The 17,629-nt window shown below is 71.9% G+C and carries 21 protein-coding genes; 11 read left to right on the forward strand and 10 right to left on the reverse strand.

Annotation, left to right across the window (positions count from 1 at the left end):
- Positions 1-42 precede the first annotated feature (42 nt).
- The 3 genes from ACT4N7_RS09980 to ACT4N7_RS09990 all read left to right on the forward strand — a co-directional run bounded on the left by ACT4N7_RS09980 (position 43) and on the right by ACT4N7_RS09990 (position 2,209).
- Positions 43-906 carry a hypothetical protein gene (locus tag ACT4N7_RS09980; protein WP_444828351.1) on the forward strand — a complete coding sequence of 288 codons (864 nt, stop codon included), beginning with the start codon at positions 43-45 and terminating at the stop codon, positions 904-906.
- Between the two features lie 77 nt (positions 907-983).
- Complete coding sequence (locus ACT4N7_RS09985) at positions 984-1,535, forward strand: sigma-70 family RNA polymerase sigma factor (protein ID WP_444828352.1); 552 nt, start codon at positions 984-986, stop codon at positions 1,533-1,535.
- Positions 1,532-2,209 carry an anti-sigma factor family protein gene (locus ACT4N7_RS09990; protein ID WP_444828353.1) on the forward strand — a complete coding sequence of 226 codons (678 nt, stop codon included), beginning with the start codon at positions 1,532-1,534 and terminating at the stop codon, positions 2,207-2,209. Before ACT4N7_RS09985 ends, ACT4N7_RS09990 begins: the two co-directional genes overlap by 4 nt.
- Here the strand turns inward: ACT4N7_RS09990 and ACT4N7_RS09995 are convergent.
- Together ACT4N7_RS09995 and ACT4N7_RS10000 are read right to left on the reverse strand one after the other, a co-directional pair.
- The gene (locus ACT4N7_RS09995; RefSeq protein WP_444828354.1) at positions 2,172-2,540 is read right to left on the reverse strand and encodes a hypothetical protein; all 369 of its coding nucleotides are present in this window, start codon (positions 2,538-2,540) and stop codon (positions 2,172-2,174) included. The genes ACT4N7_RS09990 and ACT4N7_RS09995 overlap by 38 nt on opposite strands.
- A 231-nt stretch (positions 2,541-2,771) precedes the next feature.
- Positions 2,772-4,160 carry a cation:dicarboxylate symporter family transporter gene (locus ACT4N7_RS10000; RefSeq protein WP_444828355.1) on the reverse strand — a complete coding sequence of 463 codons (1,389 nt, stop codon included), beginning with the start codon at positions 4,158-4,160 and terminating at the stop codon, positions 2,772-2,774.
- Between the two features lie 115 nt (positions 4,161-4,275).
- On the opposite strand from ACT4N7_RS10000, the gene ACT4N7_RS10005 reads away from it, so the two are divergent.
- Complete coding sequence (locus tag ACT4N7_RS10005) at positions 4,276-5,859, forward strand: ATP-binding protein (RefSeq protein WP_444828356.1); 1,584 nt, start codon at positions 4,276-4,278, stop codon at positions 5,857-5,859.
- The gene (locus ACT4N7_RS10010; protein WP_444828357.1) at positions 5,856-6,548 is read left to right on the forward strand and encodes a response regulator; all 693 of its coding nucleotides are present in this window, start codon (positions 5,856-5,858) and stop codon (positions 6,546-6,548) included. The genes ACT4N7_RS10005 and ACT4N7_RS10010 overlap by 4 nt, the downstream gene beginning before the upstream one ends.
- Here ACT4N7_RS10010 and ACT4N7_RS10015 read toward each other — a convergent pair.
- A complete protein-coding gene (locus ACT4N7_RS10015) occupies positions 6,523-6,879 on the reverse strand; it encodes a DUF1844 domain-containing protein (RefSeq protein ID WP_444828358.1) in 357 nt (118 codons plus the stop codon). The two genes, ACT4N7_RS10010 and ACT4N7_RS10015, sit on opposite strands and share 26 nt — an antisense overlap.
- Before the next feature lie 295 nt (positions 6,880-7,174).
- Here ACT4N7_RS10015 and infC point away from each other — a divergent pair, with 295 nt between their 5' ends.
- From infC to ACT4N7_RS10035, 4 genes are all read left to right on the forward strand, one after another.
- On the forward strand, positions 7,175-7,783 hold the full coding sequence (gene infC / locus ACT4N7_RS10020) for a translation initiation factor IF-3 (RefSeq protein ID WP_444828427.1): 609 nt from the start codon (positions 7,175-7,177) through the stop codon (positions 7,781-7,783).
- Positions 7,784-7,860: 77 nt separating this feature from the next.
- The gene (gene rpmI, locus ACT4N7_RS10025) at positions 7,861-8,055 is read left to right on the forward strand and encodes a 50S ribosomal protein L35 (RefSeq protein ID WP_444828359.1); all 195 of its coding nucleotides are present in this window, start codon (positions 7,861-7,863) and stop codon (positions 8,053-8,055) included.
- A gap of 67 nt (positions 8,056-8,122) precedes the next feature.
- Complete coding sequence (gene rplT / locus ACT4N7_RS10030; RefSeq protein WP_444828360.1) at positions 8,123-8,500, forward strand: 50S ribosomal protein L20; 378 nt, start codon at positions 8,123-8,125, stop codon at positions 8,498-8,500.
- Entirely contained in the window at positions 8,497-9,318 is an 822-nt protein-coding gene (locus ACT4N7_RS10035; protein WP_444828428.1) for a TrmH family RNA methyltransferase, read from the forward strand. The genes rplT and ACT4N7_RS10035 overlap by 4 nt, the downstream gene beginning before the upstream one ends.
- An 81-nt stretch (positions 9,319-9,399) precedes the next feature.
- On the opposite strand, the gene ACT4N7_RS10040 is transcribed toward ACT4N7_RS10035, so the two are convergent.
- Positions 9,400-9,594 (reverse strand): DUF397 domain-containing protein, encoded by a 195-nt coding sequence (locus ACT4N7_RS10040; protein WP_444828361.1) that lies wholly within the window; start codon positions 9,592-9,594, stop codon positions 9,400-9,402.
- Positions 9,560-10,447, reverse strand: coding sequence for a helix-turn-helix domain-containing protein (locus tag ACT4N7_RS10045; protein ID WP_444828362.1), 888 nt, complete (start codon positions 10,445-10,447; stop codon positions 9,560-9,562). The genes ACT4N7_RS10040 and ACT4N7_RS10045 overlap by 35 nt, the downstream gene beginning before the upstream one ends.
- Before the next feature lie 257 nt (positions 10,448-10,704).
- On the opposite strand from ACT4N7_RS10045, the gene ACT4N7_RS10050 reads away from it, so the two are divergent.
- Positions 10,705-10,977 carry a hypothetical protein gene (locus ACT4N7_RS10050; RefSeq protein WP_444828363.1) on the forward strand — a complete coding sequence of 91 codons (273 nt, stop codon included), beginning with the start codon at positions 10,705-10,707 and terminating at the stop codon, positions 10,975-10,977.
- Positions 10,965-11,399, forward strand: coding sequence for a hypothetical protein (locus ACT4N7_RS10055; RefSeq protein WP_444828364.1), 435 nt, complete (start codon positions 10,965-10,967; stop codon positions 11,397-11,399). The genes ACT4N7_RS10050 and ACT4N7_RS10055 overlap by 13 nt, the downstream gene beginning before the upstream one ends.
- Here the strand turns inward: ACT4N7_RS10055 and ACT4N7_RS10060 are convergent.
- The 5 genes from ACT4N7_RS10060 to ACT4N7_RS10080 form a co-directional block, all read right to left on the reverse strand.
- Positions 11,392-12,159: an ESX secretion-associated protein EspG gene (locus ACT4N7_RS10060; protein WP_444828365.1), complete on the reverse strand. Its 768-nt coding sequence runs from the start codon at positions 12,157-12,159 to the stop codon at positions 11,392-11,394. The genes ACT4N7_RS10055 and ACT4N7_RS10060 overlap by 8 nt on opposite strands.
- A 9-nt stretch (positions 12,160-12,168) precedes the next feature.
- Complete coding sequence (locus ACT4N7_RS10065; protein WP_444828366.1) at positions 12,169-13,422, reverse strand: hypothetical protein; 1,254 nt, start codon at positions 13,420-13,422, stop codon at positions 12,169-12,171.
- Positions 13,423-13,429: 7 nt separating this feature from the next.
- Positions 13,430-14,110 carry a DUF3558 domain-containing protein gene (locus ACT4N7_RS10070; RefSeq protein ID WP_444828367.1) on the reverse strand — a complete coding sequence of 227 codons (681 nt, stop codon included), beginning with the start codon at positions 14,108-14,110 and terminating at the stop codon, positions 13,430-13,432.
- Positions 14,107-14,595: a hypothetical protein gene (locus tag ACT4N7_RS10075; RefSeq protein WP_444828368.1), complete on the reverse strand. Its 489-nt coding sequence runs from the start codon at positions 14,593-14,595 to the stop codon at positions 14,107-14,109. Before ACT4N7_RS10075 ends, ACT4N7_RS10070 begins: the two co-directional genes overlap by 4 nt.
- A 227-nt stretch (positions 14,596-14,822) precedes the next feature.
- A complete protein-coding gene (locus ACT4N7_RS10080) occupies positions 14,823-17,618 on the reverse strand; it encodes a tetratricopeptide repeat protein (protein WP_444828369.1) in 2,796 nt (931 codons plus the stop codon).
- Positions 17,619-17,629 lie beyond the last annotated feature (11 nt).

Consider the following 17,629-nt stretch of genomic DNA (forward strand, 5'->3'; position numbering starts at 1 on the left):
GGCCCGTGTGTGTGGTGTCGCAACCACAACAGGAGGTCTCAGATGAACCGCACCCGCGCCACCGTTCTCGCCGCGTCCGCCGTCTTCAGCGTGATGGCGCTGACCGCGTGCGTGGCCCAAAGCACCGACGGGTCCGCCCTGCCCACCACCGAGACGGAGGTCGCTCAGGTGCGGCTCGCCGCGGCCGAGATCGACGGGCTGGGCACGGTCGTCACCGACCAGGACGGCCGCACGCTCTACCGCTTCGACAAGGACAAGGCGAAGCCGCCGACGTCCACCTGTGTCGCCGAGTGCGCGACGGCGTGGCCGCCCGCGCTGGCGGGCGACACCGAGGTCGCCGTCAGGGGGGTGGACGACAGTCTCATCGGGACGGTCGAGCGCGCGGACGGCGCCAGACAGCTCACCCTCGACGGGTGGCCGCTGTACCGGTTCGCCAAGGACCAGGCCGCGGGGCAGGCCAAGGGCCAAGGCGTCGGCGGCACCTGGTTCGCCGCGACGCCCGAGGGCAAGAAGGCGGGCGACCAAGCGGCGGTTCGCTTGTCCGCCAAGGAGGTCGGCTCGCTCGGGACGATCGTCACCGACGCCAAGGGCTACACCCTCTACCGGTTCGACAAGGACAGGGCCAAGCCGTCGAAGTCCACTTGCGACGGTGACTGCGCCAAGGCGTGGCCGCCCGCGCTCGCGGGCACGGGCCAGGTGTCGCTCACCGGCATCGACCGCACCCTGGTGGGCACCGTCACCCGCGCGGACGGCGCCCAGCAGCTCACCCTCAACGGGTGGCCGCTCTACCGGTTCGCCAAGGACAAGGCGCCCGGCGACGCGAAGGGCCAGGGCGTCGGCGGCACCTGGTTCGCGGCGACCCCGGAGGGCAAGAAGGCCGTCGCGGCAGCGGAATCGGGCTACTGACCATGGTTGCCCTGCCCGCTCCGCTACCCTTCGGCGCGTTCCGACGAGCCGAGTGCCGGGGGCAGGTGAGGGCAGGGGTGACGTTCCCAGGATTGCGGCCGCGCCGCCGCAAGCCGGTGGCGGGCGAGGACCTGGTCCGATTCCTCTACGCCGAGCACGGCCGGGCCCTGCTGGCCTACGCCACCCGGCTGACCGGCGACCGGGCCGCCGCGGAGGACGTCGTGCAGGAGACGCTGTTGCGGGCCTGGAAGCACGCGGACAAGCTCGCCGACGACGGCAAGGGCTCGGTGCGCGGCTGGCTGCTCACCGTGGCCCGCAACATCGTCACCGACCGGGTTCGCGCCCGGGCGGCGCGGCCCCAGGAGGTCGGGGAGCCGCTGGACGTGCCCGGTGTCGAGCGCGACCACGCCCAGGACGTGGTCGACTCGATGGCCGTCCTCGGCGCCATGGACCACCTCTCCCCGGAGCACCGAGCGGTGCTGGTGGAGCTGTACTACCGGGGCCGGTCGGTCGCCGAAGCCGCCCGGGTCCTGGGGATACCGCCGGGTACCGTGAAATCGAGGTCGTACCACGCCCTGCGCGCCCTCCGCGGCGTCATGGGTCCAGGCGAGACGGAGGTGACCAGATGAGCGCGCCCCAGCACAACCGCGAGCAGTTGGGCGCCTACGTCCTCGGTGCCCTCGACCCGCGCGAGGCCCAGGCGGTGCGGGCGCACCTCGCGAACTGCCCCGACTGCCGCCGCGAAGTGGCCGACCTGGCCGCGCTGCGCGGCGCGCTCGACGAGATCCCGCCCGAGGCGTTCCTCGACGGCCCGCCCGACAACGACCTGGTGCTACAGCGCACGCTGCGGCGGATGAGCGCGCAGGCGCCGCCGCGCCGCTCGCGGGCACTGGTGGCCGCCGGAGTCGCGGTGCTCGCCGCGATCACCCTCGGCGGTGGCTTCGTCGTCGGCCGCGGCACCGCCCCGGACACGGGCATCGCGGCGCCGGTGCCGTCGAACGCCCGGATCGCCGAGGCCACCGACCCCGACTCCGGTGCGGTAATGGCCGTCCGGCTCGTCCCACAGGGGGGCTGGGTCCGGGTCAACGTCACGGTCAAGGGCGCGCCCACTGGCGCCCGCTGCCTGCTGCGCGTGGTGCCGCGCACGGGCGATCCGGTGGTCGCGGGGAGCTGGCTGGTGTCGGAGAAGGGCTCCCGCGAGGGCACCACCCTCGACGGCGCCGCCCTGGTGGACCCGGCCGAAGTCGCCGCTGTCGACGTGGTGACTACCGACGGGCAGAAGATCGTGTCCGTGCGGCTGTAGCCCACGCGACCAGCACGCACCCGACCGCGAAGAGTACGCCGTGCGCCATCCGCAGCGCGGGCGGGCCGAAGAACTGCGGCAGGTACAGGACCGGGCCCGCCGCGAACACCACGCCCGACCACCGGGCAGCCGCACCCGAGTGCCACAGCGCGACCGCGACCAGCACCCCGGCGGCGGCGAAGACCAGCAGGCCCGCGCCGAACAGGCCGAGCTGCACGCCGCCGTCCCGGATCAGGCCCGTGAGGTCGAGCACGCCGACGTCGCCGGAGCGCACGGCCTGCTGCCCGACCGCGTTCAGCCCGAACGTCTCGGCCCCGTAATAGGGCAGCATCAGGCCCGCGCCGAGGTGGGCCAGGACGAAGCCTGCCGTGGCCGCGCGGGTGCCGCCCAGTGCCGCCCGGACGCCTGCCAGGCCGAGCGGGAGATCACTGCTCTGTTTTTCGAGCGATGCTCACTCAGTTCTATCACCACGGGGCGCGGAAATGCCGAACCGCCCGGTCCGGGGGCATCGGACGCGGGCGGTTCGCTTCGTTCAACGATCGCTGTGCGGGCAGGCTACGCCCTAATGTGCACCTTGCACCGCGGGCTGTGCGGGTTTCTGGTTCTCGCCCTCCGGGCGGGGTCCGGGCACCGTGCCGTGCTCGTCGTCGGCCAGTGCGGACTCGTCGAACGGGTCATCGCCGCCGAGTACCCGGTCGGCCTGATCGCGGTCGAATTCCTTGGTCCAGGTGCCGATCAGCACGGTGGCCACGGCGTTGCCCGCGAAGTTGGTCAGCGCCCGCGCCTCGGACATGAACCGGTCGATCCCGACGATCAGGCCGACGCCGTCGACCAGTTCCGGCCGGTGCGACTGCAGTCCGCCCGCCAGGGTGGCCAGGCCGGCCCCGGTGACGCCCGCCGCGCCCTTGGACGCGATCACCATGAACACCATCAGCGAGATCTGTTCGCCCGCCGAGAGCGGCGTGCCCATCGCGTTGGCCACGAACAGGGTGGCCATGGTCAGGTAGATCGCGGTCCCGTCGAGGTTGAACGAGTACCCGGTCGGCACCGTGATGCCCACGACCGGCTTGCTCACGCCCAGGTGCTCCATCTTGGCGATCAGCCGGGGCAGCGCCACCTCCGAGGACGACGTCGACAGGATCAGCAGGAACTCGCGGCCGAGATAGCGCAGCAGCGCGAACAGGTTGACCCGCGCGACCACCCACAGCAGCACGCCGAGCACGCCGACGACGAAGACTATGCAAGTGGCATAGAAGCCGAGCATGATTACCGCGAGGCTCTTGAGCGCGGCGCCGCCGGTCTCGCCGACCACCGCCGCGATCGCGCCGAACGCGCCGATCGGCGCCACCCACATGATCATCGCCAGGATGCGGAAGATCAGCCGCTGGAGGTGTCCGATGCCGCGCAGCACCGGCTCGCCCTTGGTGCCCAGTGTCTGCAGCGCGAAGCCCGCCAGCAGCGCGATCAGCAGCGTCTGCAGCACCTCGCCCTCGGTGAACGCCGAGACCAGCGTGGTCGGGATGATGCCGAGGATGAACTCGGTCGTGCTCTCGGCCGTCTTGACCTGCGCCTCGCCCTTGGCACGCAGCGCGTCGGTGAGCTGCAGGCCGTCGCCGGGGTGCAGCAGGTTGCCCACCATCAGGCCGATGGCAAGTGCGACTGTCGACATCACCAGGAAGTAGCCCAGCGCCATCCCGCCGACCCGGCCGACCTGCTTGGCCTTGGCCACCGAGCCGACGCCGAGCACGATGGTGCAGAAGATGATCGGGCTGATCATCATCTTGATCAGGTTGACGAAGCCGGTGCCCAGCGGCTTGAGCGACTTGGCGAACTCGGGCGCGGCGAAGCCGACGACGATACCGAGCACGACAGCGGCTATGACAGCGATGTAGAGGTAGTGCGTCCGGTCTTTGCGCCGGGGCGCGGCGCGGTCGGAGTGCGGTGTCGACACAGTCCTGCCTCTCTGGGGCGGACCCGGTGGGGACTCGGTCCGGGGGAATGGCGATGACCATCCCCGCTGGTGTGGCCCCGGTCACCATTGCGTTCATTACGGTCACACTGTCGGCATGAACGGGCGCAAGCAGTGGAGCCTGGCGCGGCAGTTGCTCGTGCTCCAGGTGGTCATCGTGGGCCTGCTGGTGGCCGGTGGCGCGGCGCTGGCCTGGGTCGACGTCGCCGACCGGGCGCAGGAGGCCAGCGCGGCCAATGTCACCGCGCTGGCCAGGGCGATCGCCGACGCGCCGTCGGTGGTCGACGCGGTCACCGGGCCCGACCCGAGCGCGATGCTGCAGCCCTACGCGCAGACCGTGCTCGCCGACACCGGCGTCGACTTCATCACGATCATGAGCCCGGACGGCGTGCGCTACACCCATCCCAACCCGGCGATGATCGGCGGCCGGTTCCTCGGCAACACCCGCGAGGCGCTGGCGGGCCGGGCGTTCACCGAGACCTATACGGGCACGCTCGGCCCGTCGGTGCGCGCGGTGGTCCCGGTGTTCGGCGCCGACCGCCGGGTGGTCGGGCTGGTCAGCGCGGGGATCACGCTCTCGGCGATCAGCGCGCAGGTGGCCGACCGGGTGCTGCCGCTGATCGGGATCGCGGTCCTGGCGCTGGCTGTCGGCGCGCTCGGCACCTACCTGGTGAGCAGGCGGCTGCGCAGGCAGACCGGCGGCCTCGCCCCGGCCCAGCTCACCCGGATGATCAAGTACCACGAGTCGATCCTGCACGCCGTGCGCGAGGGCCTGGTGCTGGTCGACCCGAACCACCGGGTGACGCTGTGCAACGACGGCGTGCGCGCCCTGCTCGACCTGCCGCCGGACGCCGATGGCAGGCGTATCGAGGACCTCGGCCTACCGGAAGCGCTGGTGGAGAGCTTGCTCGCGGGCACAGAGATGCGCGACGAGCTGCACCTGACCGACACCCGCGTGCTGGTGGTGAACTCCTCGACCGTGCGGTTCGACGGCCGCGCGTTGGGTACCGTGGTGACCCTGCGTGATCGAACTGATCTGCAGGCGCTGACCGGCGAGCTGGACTCGGTGCGCGGGTTCGCCGAGTCGCTGCGGTCGCAGGCGCACGAGGCGGCGAACCGGCTGCACACCGTGGTGTCGCTGGTGGAGCTGGGCCGCCCGGACGAGGCCGTCGAGTTCGCGACCGGCGAGCTGGCGATCGCGCAGCGGCTCACCGACCAGGTGGTGGCCGCGGTGTCCGAGCCGGTCCTCGCCGCCCTGCTGCTGGGCAAGGCCGCCGCGGCCAGCGAGCGCGGCGTCGAGTTGGTCGTGTCGCCCGACACCGAGATCGCCGACACCGCGATCGGCGCCCGCGACCTGGTCACCATCCTGGGCAACCTGATCGACAATGCCGTCGACGCGGCCGTCGACGCGGCCGTCGACGGTGCGGACCAGGGCCGTCCGCAGGTATTCGTGTCCGCGCGGATCGAGGCCCGCGAGCTGGTGCTGCGGGTGTCCGACACCGGTCGCGGTCTGCAGCCGAACGCGGTCGACCAGGTGTTCCGCCGCGGCTGGTCCACCAAGCAGGGCGGCGACCGGGGGCTGGGCCTCGCGCTCGTCGGCCAGGCCGTGCGGCGCGCGGGCGGCGCGATCGAGGTCGGCCGCGACGTCGGCGCGGTGTTCACGGTGCGGCTGCCCGCGTGATCACGGTGCTGGTGGTCGAGGACAACCCGGTCGCGGCCGACGCGCACCGGAACTACGTCGAGCGGGTGCCCGGGTTCACCGTGGCGGGCGTCGTGCACTCCGGCCGCGACGCGCTGCGCTTTCTCGACGCGAACCCGGTCGACCTCGTGCTGCTCGACCTCTACCTGCCCGACACGCATGGCCTGGAGGTCGTTCGGGCACTGCGCGCCGCAGGCCGCACCGCCGACGTGATCACGGTGACCTCCGCGCGCGACCTCGCCGTCGTGCGGGCCGCGGTGTCCGCGGGCGTGGTGCAGTACCTGCTCAAGCCGTTCACCTTCGCCGGCCTGCGGAACAAGCTGGACGGCTACGCGAAGTTCCGCGACCGGGTCAGCGGCAGGCGCGAGGTCGCCGGGCAGGCCGAGGTGGACGAGGCGTTCGGCGCGCTGCGCGGCTCCGAGGGCCTCGCCCTGCCCAAGGGGATGAGCGGCCAGACCCTGGACGCGGTGCGGGCCGCCGTGTGCGCGGCGGGCGATGGCCTGTCCGCGGGCGCCGCGGCCGACGTGGTCGGCGTCTCCCGGGTCACCGCGCGGCGGTACCTGGAGTACCTGGCCGACAACGGCCTCGCGGTGCGCAAGCCGCAGTACGGCACGGTCGGGCGCCCCGAGGTCTGGTACCGCTGGGCTAGGCCGTGTGCACCGGGCCGGTGAACTTCTCGCCGGGGCCCTGGCCGGGGTCGTCGGGGAACGCGGACGCCTCGCGGAACGCCCGCTGCAGCGACTGCAGCCCGTCGCGGATCGGGGCCGCGTGCGGGCCGAGGTACTCCACCGACGCCGTGACCAGCCCCGCGAGCGCGGTGATGAGCCTGCGCGCCTCGTCCAGGTCGCGGTGCGGGCTGGTGTCGGGATCGGCGTCGGACAGGCCGAGCCGCTCGGCGGCGGCCGACATGAGCAGCACTGCCGCCCGGCTGATCACCTCCACGCTGGGAATGTCGACCAGGTCACGGTGGTTGTCCCCGGTGGTGGCGGAGGTGTTGTTCACGGTCTGCTACCATTCCATGCGCGACCAGCCCCCGTATGCGCGGGGGCGGCAAAGTGGAGCCCCCGCTCCCACCCGAGTCACCGCGAGGCGGCCGGGTCCGGTCGCCACGACCCCCCGGATTTCCGGTGGGGGCTGTGGTGTCTCGGCGTCAAGCCGGGGATCGGTAGGAAGCGGGCCTCGTCACGCCAGTGCGGCGACGGGGCCCGACGCAGTTCAGGGGACCTCACGCGCCGCGCGCACGTCACGCGAATGACCGCATTCGGGTGACGCGTCTGCCTCCGACAGGCAGGCGGGGATCGCAACGGACCTAGGAGGCCCCATCAGCACGGAGACACGCATCAACGACCGCATTCGCGTGCCGGAGGTCCGACTCGTCGGACCCAACGGCGAGCAGGTCGGAATCGTCCGCATCGAGGACGCGCTCCGACTGGCGCAGGAAGCGGATCTTGATCTCGTCGAGGTCGCACCCCAGGCTCGCCCGCCCGTCTGCAAGCTCATGGACTTCGGGAAGTTCAAGTACGAGAGCGCGCAGAAGGCCCGCGAGTCTCGGCGTAATCAGGTGCTCACCGTCATCAAGGAGCAGAAGCTCCGACCGAAGATCGACTCCCACGACTACGAGACCAAGAAGCGCAATGTCGTGCGCTTCCTCGAACACGGGAACAAGGTCAAGGTCACCATCATGTTCCGCGGCCGCGAGCAGTCCCGCCCCGAGTTGGGCTTCCGACTGCTGCAGCGGCTCGCCGACGATGTGCAGGAGCTGGGCTTCGTCGAGTCGTCCGCCAAGCAGGACGGCCGCAACATGATCATGGTGCTGGCACCCCACAAGAACGTGAAGCCGAAGCCGAAGGCGACCCCGGCGAGCGCGGACTCCGAAGAACCGAGCGCGAGCTCCACCGAGGAGTGACCGGGGAGACCCGGTCGGAGAACACCCCGAAGGTCGCCACGAGTGGGCTCGATGGCGGCACGAGACGAGGATTGATCATGCCGAAGATGAAGACCCATTCCGGGACCGCCAAGCGCGTTCGCGTCACCGGCACGGGCAAGCTTCGCCGTCAGCAGGCCGGTCTCCGGCACAAGCTGGAGAAGAAGCCGACGTCGCTGACCCGCAGGCTCTCCGGCACCGAAGAGGTCGCGAAGCCGGACGTCAAGCGGCTCAAGAAGCTGCTCGGCCGCTGAGGCCACCCAGACCCGATGACCACCCGGGTGGGGTCACCCCCGCCCACTAGATCGACAGGACGGAACCGTGGCACGCGTCAAGCGGGCGGTCAACGCCCAAAAGAAGCGCCGCACGACTCTTGAGCTCGCCAGCGGTTACCGCGGCCAGCGCTCGCGGCTCTACCGCAAGGCCAAGGAGCAGGTGCTCCACTCGCTCAACTACGCCTACCGGGACCGTCGCGCCCGCACGGGCGACTTCCGCAAGCTGTGGATCCAGCGGATCAACGCCGCGGCGCGCCAGAACGGCATGAGCTACAACCGGTTCATCGAGGGACTGCGCGTCGCCGAGGTCGAGGTGGACCGCAAGATCCTCGCCGAACTCGCCGTGAGCGACCCGACCGCGTTCGCCGCGCTGGTCGACCTGGCCCGGGGCAACGCGGGCACCCAGGGCAAGGCCGCTTCCTGAGCACGGTTCAGCGACCCGGGGCGTTCACCGAACGAACGCCCCGGGTCGCTGCCGCTCGACACCTGACCCGCCGCGCGGGCCGGGAGAAGGCGGGCCGCTTCCTCGCCGAGGGCGCCCAGGCGGTTCGCGAGGCCCTGCTCCACGGGCACGTGCACGACTTGTTCGTCACCGAGGCCGCCGCCGAGCGCAACGCCGACCTGCTCGCCGAAGCCGAGCGCGCCCGCGTCACCGTGTCGTTCGTGACCGACAAGGCCGCCTCCGGTCTGTCGGAAACCATTACCCCGCAAGGCATCGTCGCCGTCTGCGACCTCATCGACCGACCACTCGCCGACGCGCTGTCGGCTGCACCGAGGCTGGTCGCCGTCCTCGTTGGCGTCGCCGACCCCGGCAACGCGGGCACCGTCACCCGGGTGGCCGACGCGGCGGGAGCGGGCGCGGTGATCTTCGCGGGCGACACCGTCGATCCGCACAACGGCAAGTGCGTCCGCGCGTCCACCGGCAGTGTCTTCCACCTGCCGCTGGCCCGATCCCGTGACGTGCCAACAGTTCTCACCGCCTGCCGGGCGGCGGGCCTACGCCTCGTCGCGGCCGATGGACACGTGGCGCGTGATCTCGACGAGGCGCAGGACACCGGGGAGTTGGCCCAGCCGACGGCCTGGGTGTTCGGCAGCGAGGCGCACGGGTTGACCGCGGAAGTGTTGGGGGACATGGACTCCGTGCTGAGGGTCCCGCTGTACGGGGCCGCCGAGAGCCTCAACTTGGCCGCTGCCGCCGCCGTCTGCCTCTACGCGGGGGCCAGAGCCCAGCGCAGGCACTGAGCAGGCAGGCCGGGGCGGTGCTGCCTGATGGTGCCCGCCAGGACAACTCACGGTCTCGACGGGCACCACCAGGGCACGTGGTCAGCGGTTCGCGACGGCGGCCCGCACGGTGTGCAGGAACGCTTGGAACGGTTGGTCGCCGAAGGCCAGCAGACCCGCTCCGGGTGCCTTGCTGTCCCGGATCGCCGTGCGTTCCGCCCCGCGGTCCAGTTCGACGCACTCGTTCGCGCTGCCTGACTTGCTACTCGTTCGCCACCTCGTAGTGCGGTTGGTCATGGTTCTCGAATGCCCTCATCTTCTGACGTATCAGGTCCGCCGTGTCGCCTGGTGACAGCGCGGCGGCGGACGCGTCCTCGAACATGGTGGTGAAGCGTCTGACATCGTCGTCATTCTCCACCCACGCGCCACCGGCCGGGTATTCGAGGTACACGCCCGCGAGATCGTCGGGCTCGGGAAAGTCGATGATCATGCACGGCCCGGACATGGTGCCGTAGACACCCGCGCCGAACAGCAGGACCTGCACGGTGATGTTCGGCCGGGCACCGAGCACGAGCAGTCGGGCCAGTTGCTCGTGCATGACATCCCGGCCGCCGACCTCGCGCCGGATGACGGCTTCGTCGATCACCGCGTGCAGGACAAGCGCGTCCGGGCCTTCGAGTTGCCGCTGACGGTTGAGTCTTGAGGTGACATGTCCTTCGATGCGAGCGTCTGGATTGTGGTATCGAGGGATGTTGGCGTTGATCGCGCGCACGTAGCGCTCGGTCTGCAACAGGCCGGGCACCACCACCGGGGCGATGATCCGCTCGGTGGTGCCTTCGCGCTCCGCGTTGACGAATCGACGGAACGCTCGTGAGGTGCCCAGTGGCAGCCGCACCGGCGCGGGTTCGTCGTCGGCGGTCTCCCACAGCCGGACCGCCGCCAGGCGTGCCTCGTCGTCGGCCTTGTAGTAGTCGATCAGCGCCTTGACCGAGGACCAGACCGGCAGGACGTCGCCGGACTCGTACCGGCTCACCGTGCTGTCGGAGGTCTTCAGTTCGCGCGCCGCGTCCAGCAGCGTCTTTCCCGCGTGGTTGCGCAGTTCGCCGAGGAACTGGCCCAGGCGTTTCTTGGCTCGCGTCGGAGTTGCCATGCAAGCAGCCTACCGAAGACGCGTGCTCGCGCGATTCACTCTTTCGAGATATGGAAGTGTGCAGTTGCATAGATGTACCCGTGTGTAGGTCGACCGGGTCACACCCCTCACGGGACGGCCCTCCGCTTGGTGGTGAAGCGGCCCGTGGCCCGGTCGGCCCTGAGCGGACAGGGCAGTCCTCCTCCATCGGGACGGTTGCCCCCGAAACCGGCGTCCCGGCGCCGCCCTGTCCGCCGATACGACGAAAGGGCACCTCGATGACGCAAAGTTGGCTGGTGGTCGGCTTCCTCGGCCTGGTCGCGGGCACGGGTGTCGGCGCGGTGCTGGCGGCCTGGGCGCGCGGCTACCGGCGGCGGCAGGCGTTCTACCGCAACCTCGACACCGAGATCGCGCACTGGGCGGAGTGCTCGCACACCGCGCCCAACACCCGGGTGATGTGCGCAGACGACGGACCGCGCTGCCTCGCCTGCCAGCTCATCGTCGGCGACCGACTGGCCGACCGCCGGGGAGACCCGACATGGCGGAGCTAGATCGCATCCTCGCCGAACCGCCCGTTGGCTGGATGGCGGGAGTGTTTCGACAGTTGCGGCACTGGGTCGAACCCGACGCGCGGTCCACTTCGCACCAGTTCGGCGTCACCTACTACGCGGTGTGCGGCTCGCCCTGTCTGCACGCTCCCGACGTGCGCCGGATCTGGGCACGCTGGCCGAACTGTGCTGACTGCGCCGCGTCCGTTCCAGCTCGAACGATCCCCAGTGGACAGTGGGGAACCGGTGTGCTGCAACGAGACGTGGTGCACGCCTGGTCGGCGGGTGCGGTGTCCGACGGCGGCGCGGGCTTCGCGCTGTGCGGCACCTGGCTGATCGCGCCCGGACCAGACCCGACCGACTCCACCAGGGTGCGTGCGTGCTCATCGTGCCTGCACCTGCTCGACGAACAGGCGGCTACCTGAGTGCCCGGCGCATGTCCATCAGCTTCGCGGCCAGCTCGGGCCTGCCCGCGGGGGCGAGCAGAATCCGGTCGTCCCCACCGGGCCCGGCGACGGCGAAGTTGAGCCACCGGCCGTGCGCGGTGTCGCCGAAGCGCAACGGGCGGGGTGCCTGCCGCCGCCGTCCCGTGTCGTCGCGGACCGCGACATGCAGTTCGCCGGACCCGGTCAACGGCAGTTCGGCGATCCGGTGCGCGAGCCGGACCTCGGCGCTCGCCGGTCGAGTGCCGATCCCGCTCGCGGTGCGCCGCGTGCCGCCGATCCCGGCCACCGCGTCGAGCCGCGACACGGTCACCGGCTCGCCGCGACCGGCGCGCACGTCGGGAGTCTGGTCGACCAGGGTTTTCGCGAGCCGGTTCGGCTGCGCTCGACCGATCCACACGGTGCCGCCTGCGCGGACGGCGAACACGGCCTCCCCGCCGATCGCGGCGGCGAGCACCCCGGCGGTGCGCGCTCCGTCGTGTATCCAGCCGTAGAACTCGACTCGCGGTCGGCACAGCACGCTCAGCGAAGCCGCTGTCTCCACGTCCAACCGGTCACGCCGGTCCACCAGCCCGAGTTCGGCCACGGTGGCGCGGGCGAACTCGGCAGTCTCGTGGCCGGTGGACTTCGGGTGCCACCTGTGCGTCGGGGCGAGTGTGCGGTGCAGTTCACCCAGATTCGCCCAGGCGACCAGCCACGCCAGGACATCCACCGACAGTTCCAGCCTGCGCGCGAGCACCATTGTGGACAGTCACGCGCCGATGACCGGTGGGGCGGTGATCTCGTCGGTGCCGAACAGTTCGTGCGGGTCGCGCGCCAACAGGAACGGCGCCCGCTCGTGCTCGGCGTCCTCGCCGCCGGGCGGACGCCCACTCGCGGCGCCCATCCCACCGACACCGACACCGGTACCGCCCCGGTTCACCGCCGCACCCCGGCTCGCGGTGTTCTCCGTGCCGCCCGCGGTCGGCAACGGTGCGACTCCCGCGCGCGGACCGCCCACACGCGCGCCGTCGTCCCCGATCGGGCCGGGGCCGAACCCGCCGCGTGCGCCCGGCCCGCCGGTTCCCGTACCGCGGCCCGAATCCGGTGTGCGGATGCCCTGCGGCGGACCACCGGCAGCGCCGCGACCCTCGCCCGGAGCCGCTGATCCCGGTGGCCTGCCGCCACCGGGTCCGCTGCCTGGGCGCGGTTTCGCGGCCGCGCCGCCGTCCGGGCGTTGACCCGCGCCGGGCACGAAACCGGCGGCGGTTCCACCGCCTGGCCCGGCGGGCTGGTGTGGACTCGGTCCAGTGCCGGGTGTTGGTGTGTGACTGCTCGGCGCCGTCGCGCCGGGTGCGGGGGTGACCGTGCTGGGTGAGTCCGTGTAGGACGGTGTGACGGTCTGGTCGGTGTCGGCGCCGCGCGGTCGGCTGTCGTCGCCAGGGGAGCGGGATTCGGTGGATTCGTTGAGGAATCCGCCCACTCGACCGTCCGAAGTGGCCGGTGCGGCCACCGCAACACTGGCCTCGTCGGCCAGCAGGCTTCCGTAGGACGTCGGGATGGCGCCGGTGTTGTGGTCGCTGGCGTCGGCGTAGCCGCGCATCACGGCGACGTTGTGCTCGGCGGCGGCGTTGTGCTCGCCGAGTTTGTCCTCGTATGTGTCGTTCGCGCCGCCGAGAGTGCGCAGGTTCTCCCACGGGCTGGGCTTGTCCGGCATCGGCGGCACGGGCACCACCGAGTTGCGCGCGTGGTCGAACGAGCCGACCTGCCTGCTGGTCAGGTCCTGCGCGGTGGTCATGTCCGGCGCCGCCAAGGCGTGTTCCACGGCGAGCGGCCCCGCGCCGCGCTGCGCGGCACCGGCCGCGTCGCCCTGCCATACCGACTCCATCCGCCCGGTCAACCTGGTGATCGAGTCCGCCCGCCGCTCGTAGGCCTCGGCCAGTTCCCGCACGATGGCGGCGGCCTGTTCCAGCCCGGTTCCGCCCGCCCCGTCGCGGAAGTTCCGGTAGATCTGCTCCGCCGACATCGTCACCTCAGCCCCCCGCTTTCAGTGTCGCGATCACCGCGGACGCCAACTTCTTGGCCCCGTCACACGCCGTTTGGGCGGTATCGAAAGTGGAATTCTGTGCCGCGTTGAAGGTCAACGTCTCCGAGATGCCCACGGTGATGTTGCAGTCGCCTTTGCTGCGCAGGTCGGGGGAGTTGTTGAATACCGCCGGGTAGTCGTCGACGGTGGTGGGTTCGAAGTGTTCGAACTGGCCGCGGCCGCGGTAGGTGTCGGCAAGGCCGTTCTTGTTGCCGGGCAGCAGCCCGACAACGAAGCCCCGGGATCGGGGGGTGTCGTCGCTTCGCCAACTGCAGTACGGGCCGACGTACTCGGCGACCGCGCCGGTGGTGACGGGTATGCCGGGGTTGGTGATGTTGAAGGTGGCCATCTGCGCGGGGGTGAGCAGGGCGCAGGGTTCGGCCAGGTATCGGTTCGCGTCGAGTGGGACGGTCACCGGGGGAGCGCCGTAACGCTTGTTCGCACCGGCTGACGTGGTCGACCCGGGTCCGGTCGTGTCGCTGTTCGGGCGGGTGGTTGGTCCCGGTGCGGGCACGGCGGTGCCGGTCGCGATGGTCGAACACGCCGTCGAGACGAGCACGACTCCCGCGGCGAGGGCGAGGACCCGGTCGCGGTATCGGATCCGGTCGCGGTGTCGGCTGGTGCTCACTGGCCGATCCCGTCGATGGTGCGCAGTGCCGAGGTGTTGGCGTCCTCGGTCGCGGCCATCTGCTCCCGCGCCGCCCGGAGCTTGGTCAGGTAGCCGTCTGCGTAGGCGAGCATCGCCTTGTTGTGTTCGTACAGTCGCTCGAGCGAGTCGGCGAAGGCACGGGCTTGGCCAGTGCTCATCTCGTCCTCGGCCGGTGCCCGCACGAGCTGGATCGCCTGGCGTATCCGCAGGCCGTCGGCGTAGATGGCGTCGTACTCGTGTCGCCAGAGGGTGGTGATCTCGTCGAGTTCGGCGAGGTCGGCGAACTGGTACTCCCCGCCCGCGCCGCCGCCGCCGACCGTGGTGTCCCACTCGCGGCCGAACAGCCCGCCCACCCAGTTCTTGACCCTGCCGAGCGCGATCTGCACCTCGACCTGCCGCTCGGCGGCGACGCCCGGCACCACCTCGGTCGGCTCAGGCGCCCCCGCCACGTCCGGCATCCCCATGCCCGTTCCCCTTTCGCCCCAAGCGCCCGAACAAACGATACCGCTACCGGGTAGTCGTCCGGGCACGTTCGGTCACAATGCCCCGATCGGACCAGGCTCCGAGCTGCCGGGTGAGTAGTGCTCAAGCCTGCCCGGTCGGGAACGTGGTCGCGCCCCGTGCGGTCTCGTCCTTGTCCGGTGAACGAGGTGGCGGCAGCCACCTTGCCACGGTGACCGGCGGGCCCCGGTCAGTCGTCGAGGCGGGCCGTCAGGGTGCGGACCAGGGGATCGCTGTCGACCGGCCTTCCCTGTTCCTCCAACGTCCGCGCCAACGTCCCCAACACCGCGCCGACCGTGTCCTGCTCCGCGTCCTGCGGCAGCAGCGCCGCCGCGCGCCGGGCGTCGGACTCCGCGGCCGCCGGGTCGCCCAGGTCGAGCCGCAGCCGGGCGGCGCGGCCCGCGAGGAAGGCGTGCCATTCGCTGTTGCCGAGGCGCACGGCGTACTCCTCGGCGCGCAGGTTGTCTGCGAGCGCGTCCGCGTAATGTTCGTGGTGGGCAAGCAAAGCGACCCGGAAGCCGATGACGTCGGCGAGCTGGTCGAGCGCGCCAGGCGCCGACTCGTCGGCGACCAGGGCGGCCGCGTCGTCCAGGGCTTTGAGGCCCGCGGGCATGTCCGCCATGCCCACCGCGTGGGCGAGCTTGACCAGGGCCTCGCCCGCGCCGATCGGGTTCTCGGCGGCGCGCCACAGCGTGGCCGACTCCTCGAACGCGGCGGCGGCGCCCGGATAGTCGCCGGATTCCAGGCGGGCGTCGCCGAGTTGGAAGAGGACGTGGCCGCGGACGGCGTGGTCGGACTCCTCGGTGGCGTCGAGCACCGCGGCGAAGTGCTCCGCCGCGGTGTCGGTCTCACCCAGATTTCGGCACGCGATCCCGAGCCGGTAGCGGATGTCGGCGACCGGGCCCTCGTACGCCGCGGGCATCAGCCGCAGGGCCTCTTCCAGCGTCTCCGCGGCCTCCACGTCCCGACCGGCGGCGAGATACCCCGACGACAGGTGCAGACACGCCTGCGCCACGCCGGCGGCGGGCAGGTACCTCCGCGCCGCCGCGACGGTGTCGAGCAGGACCGGGAGGTGCTCGCCCGCGAGATCGGCCTGGTCGACCAGGCTGGCCGACTGCATCAGCGCCTCGGCGACCCACGGCCCCGGATAGGTCTTGGCCAGCGCCACGAACCGCGCGAACTGCTCGACCGCCTCCTCGACCCGGCCCGCCGCCGCGAGCAGCCGGGCCCGCTGGCCCGCCACGGCGAGCCGGGTCGACTCGGTCCAGCGGTCGGCCTCGGCGGTGAGCTCCTCGATGATCGCGAGCGCGCCCGCGCGGTCGCCCGCGCGTTCCAGCGACTCCGCGCGGGCCTTGCGCACGCTGCCCAACCGGTCCGGCGCCAGCTCCGCCGCGACCAGCTCCGCGGCGTCCACTTCGGACTGCGCGGCGACCGGGTCGGTGGTCGAGACCAGGTCCGCGGTCGCGAGTCGGGCGCGGATGACGGCCAGCACGTCGCCGAGCCGCTCGGCCTCGCTCAGCGCGAGCCGGGCGTGTTCGGCGGCTTCCTCCGGCTCGTTGGCCGAGGACAGCAGGTCGGCGAGGAACGCGTGCAGCCGGGCCACCGCCGCGTCCTCGCCGGCCACCGCGAGCCGGGCCAGCACGCCGCGCAGCCGGTCGATCAGCTCCTCCGGCGCGCTGGCGTAGGCCAGCCACACCCGGTGCACGGCGACGCGGGCGGCGAGGCCCTCCGGCAGGGTGGCGTCGAGGTCGGCCGGGAGTCCGGCGAGCAGGCGCGCGCCGGTGAACAGGGCGCCCTCGTCCATCGCCGCGCACGCGCGCAGCGCCAGGTCGGCAGGGTCGGCCGGTGCCGCGACGAGCGGGGTGGCGGGCACCGCGGACCCCGGCACCGCCAGCAGCACGGGCTCGGCGTCGGGCAGCGCCAGGGCCCGCTCGACCCGCGTGGACACCGCGTCCGTCCCATTGCGACGGTCGAACGCCCGCGCGGTCCGGCGCGCGGTGTCGACGCAGTGCGCGCGCAGTTCTTCGCCGGTCAGCGTTCGGTCGCCGAGGGTAAAGGTCCGCTCGGCGCGGTCGGCCACCCGGTCGAGCAGCACCGCCGCGGCCGCCGCGAAGTCCTGGAGCACCTTGGGGCTCGGCGGGTCGGTGAGCACGTCCAGGTTGCGCGCCAGGATGTCCAGGCCGCGCGACGCGTTCCCGGTGACGGCGCAGAACCGCAGGTGCGCGTGCAGCGCGGAGCGGGCCTGCGGGGTGTCGCGCACAACCCGGTAGGACACCAGGTGCGCGCTCGCGGCGTCGTCGAGCCTGCCGGTGGCGAGGTAGGCGTCGAGCAGGGCGGTCATCACGCCGTGCGGCTGCTCGGTGCAGTCCGACTCCTCGGTGAGCACCTGGTGCGCGGCGGCGATGGCCTCCTCGTGCCGGTCGCGGGAGACGAAGTAGGCGACCTGGCTGTCCACCACGCACGCCGGGCAGTCGCTCATGTCGTCGGGCTCGGCGGCCCGCCACGCGGCGAAGTGCCTGTCCGCGGCCGCGGTGTCGCCGATGTGCTGCGCGAGCGTGCGCCGCTTGTCGTGCACGGGGTGCGGCGAATAGCCCTGCAACCGGTAGCGCTCGCCGAGTTCGTCCACAACGGACTCGATCTGGGCCAGGCTGAACCGCGGGTCGCCCAGCAGGCCGGTCGGCAGCCACTTGTGCATCCAGGTGAACTGGTACAGCGCCCACTCGTCGAAGCTCTGCGGACTGGCCTTCTCGGTCGCGCGCAGCCACGCGAACGGCGTCAGCATCAGGTCGTAGCGGCGGATCTCGCGGTGGGCGTTCACCAGGACCAGTCGCGCGGTCACCCCGAGGTCGGTGTGCCCGGCGCCGTCGGCGGCGCGCGCCGCCCGCTCCAGGGCCTCGCACTTGGCCTGCCCGGCGGGCATCGCGTCGGCCTCGTGCACAAGGTGCGCCAACTGCGCGCGCGGGTCGTCCGGGGTCGGCTCCGACACGGGGGATGTCC

The organism is Actinokineospora sp. (assembly GCF_052390155.1).
Taxonomy (GTDB): Bacteria; Actinomycetota; Actinomycetes; order Mycobacteriales; family Pseudonocardiaceae; genus Actinokineospora.

What these genes read in the sequence shown, in the direction of transcription:
- ACT4N7_RS10040 (WP_444828361.1), bottom strand. Translation starts at nt 9,594, where the DNA reads ATGACCAACCGCACTACGAGGTGGCGAACGAGTAGCAAGTCAGGCAGC.
- ACT4N7_RS09980 (WP_444828351.1), top strand. Translation starts at nt 43, where the DNA reads ATGAACCGCACCCGCGCCACCGTTCTCGCCGCGTCCGCCGTCTTCAGC.
- ACT4N7_RS10055 (WP_444828364.1), top strand. Translation starts at nt 10,965, where the DNA reads ATGGCGGAGCTAGATCGCATCCTCGCCGAACCGCCCGTTGGCTGGATG.
- ACT4N7_RS09990 (WP_444828353.1), top strand. Translation starts at nt 1,532, where the DNA reads ATGAGCGCGCCCCAGCACAACCGCGAGCAGTTGGGCGCCTACGTCCTC.
- ACT4N7_RS10045 (WP_444828362.1), bottom strand. Translation starts at nt 10,447, where the DNA reads ATGGCAACTCCGACGCGAGCCAAGAAACGCCTGGGCCAGTTCCTCGGC.
- ACT4N7_RS10050 (WP_444828363.1), top strand. Translation starts at nt 10,705, where the DNA reads ATGACGCAAAGTTGGCTGGTGGTCGGCTTCCTCGGCCTGGTCGCGGGC.
- ACT4N7_RS10060 (WP_444828365.1), bottom strand. Translation starts at nt 12,159, where the DNA reads ATGGTGCTCGCGCGCAGGCTGGAACTGTCGGTGGATGTCCTGGCGTGG.
- ACT4N7_RS10075 (WP_444828368.1), bottom strand. Translation starts at nt 14,595, where the DNA reads ATGGGGATGCCGGACGTGGCGGGGGCGCCTGAGCCGACCGAGGTGGTG.
- rpmI (WP_444828359.1), top strand. Translation starts at nt 7,861, where the DNA reads ATGCCGAAGATGAAGACCCATTCCGGGACCGCCAAGCGCGTTCGCGTC.
- ACT4N7_RS10065 (WP_444828366.1), bottom strand. Translation starts at nt 13,422, where the DNA reads ATGTCGGCGGAGCAGATCTACCGGAACTTCCGCGACGGGGCGGGCGGA.
- ACT4N7_RS09995 (WP_444828354.1), bottom strand. Translation starts at nt 2,540, where the DNA reads ATGCTGCCCTATTACGGGGCCGAGACGTTCGGGCTGAACGCGGTCGGG.
- ACT4N7_RS10005 (WP_444828356.1), top strand. Translation starts at nt 4,276, where the DNA reads ATGAACGGGCGCAAGCAGTGGAGCCTGGCGCGGCAGTTGCTCGTGCTC.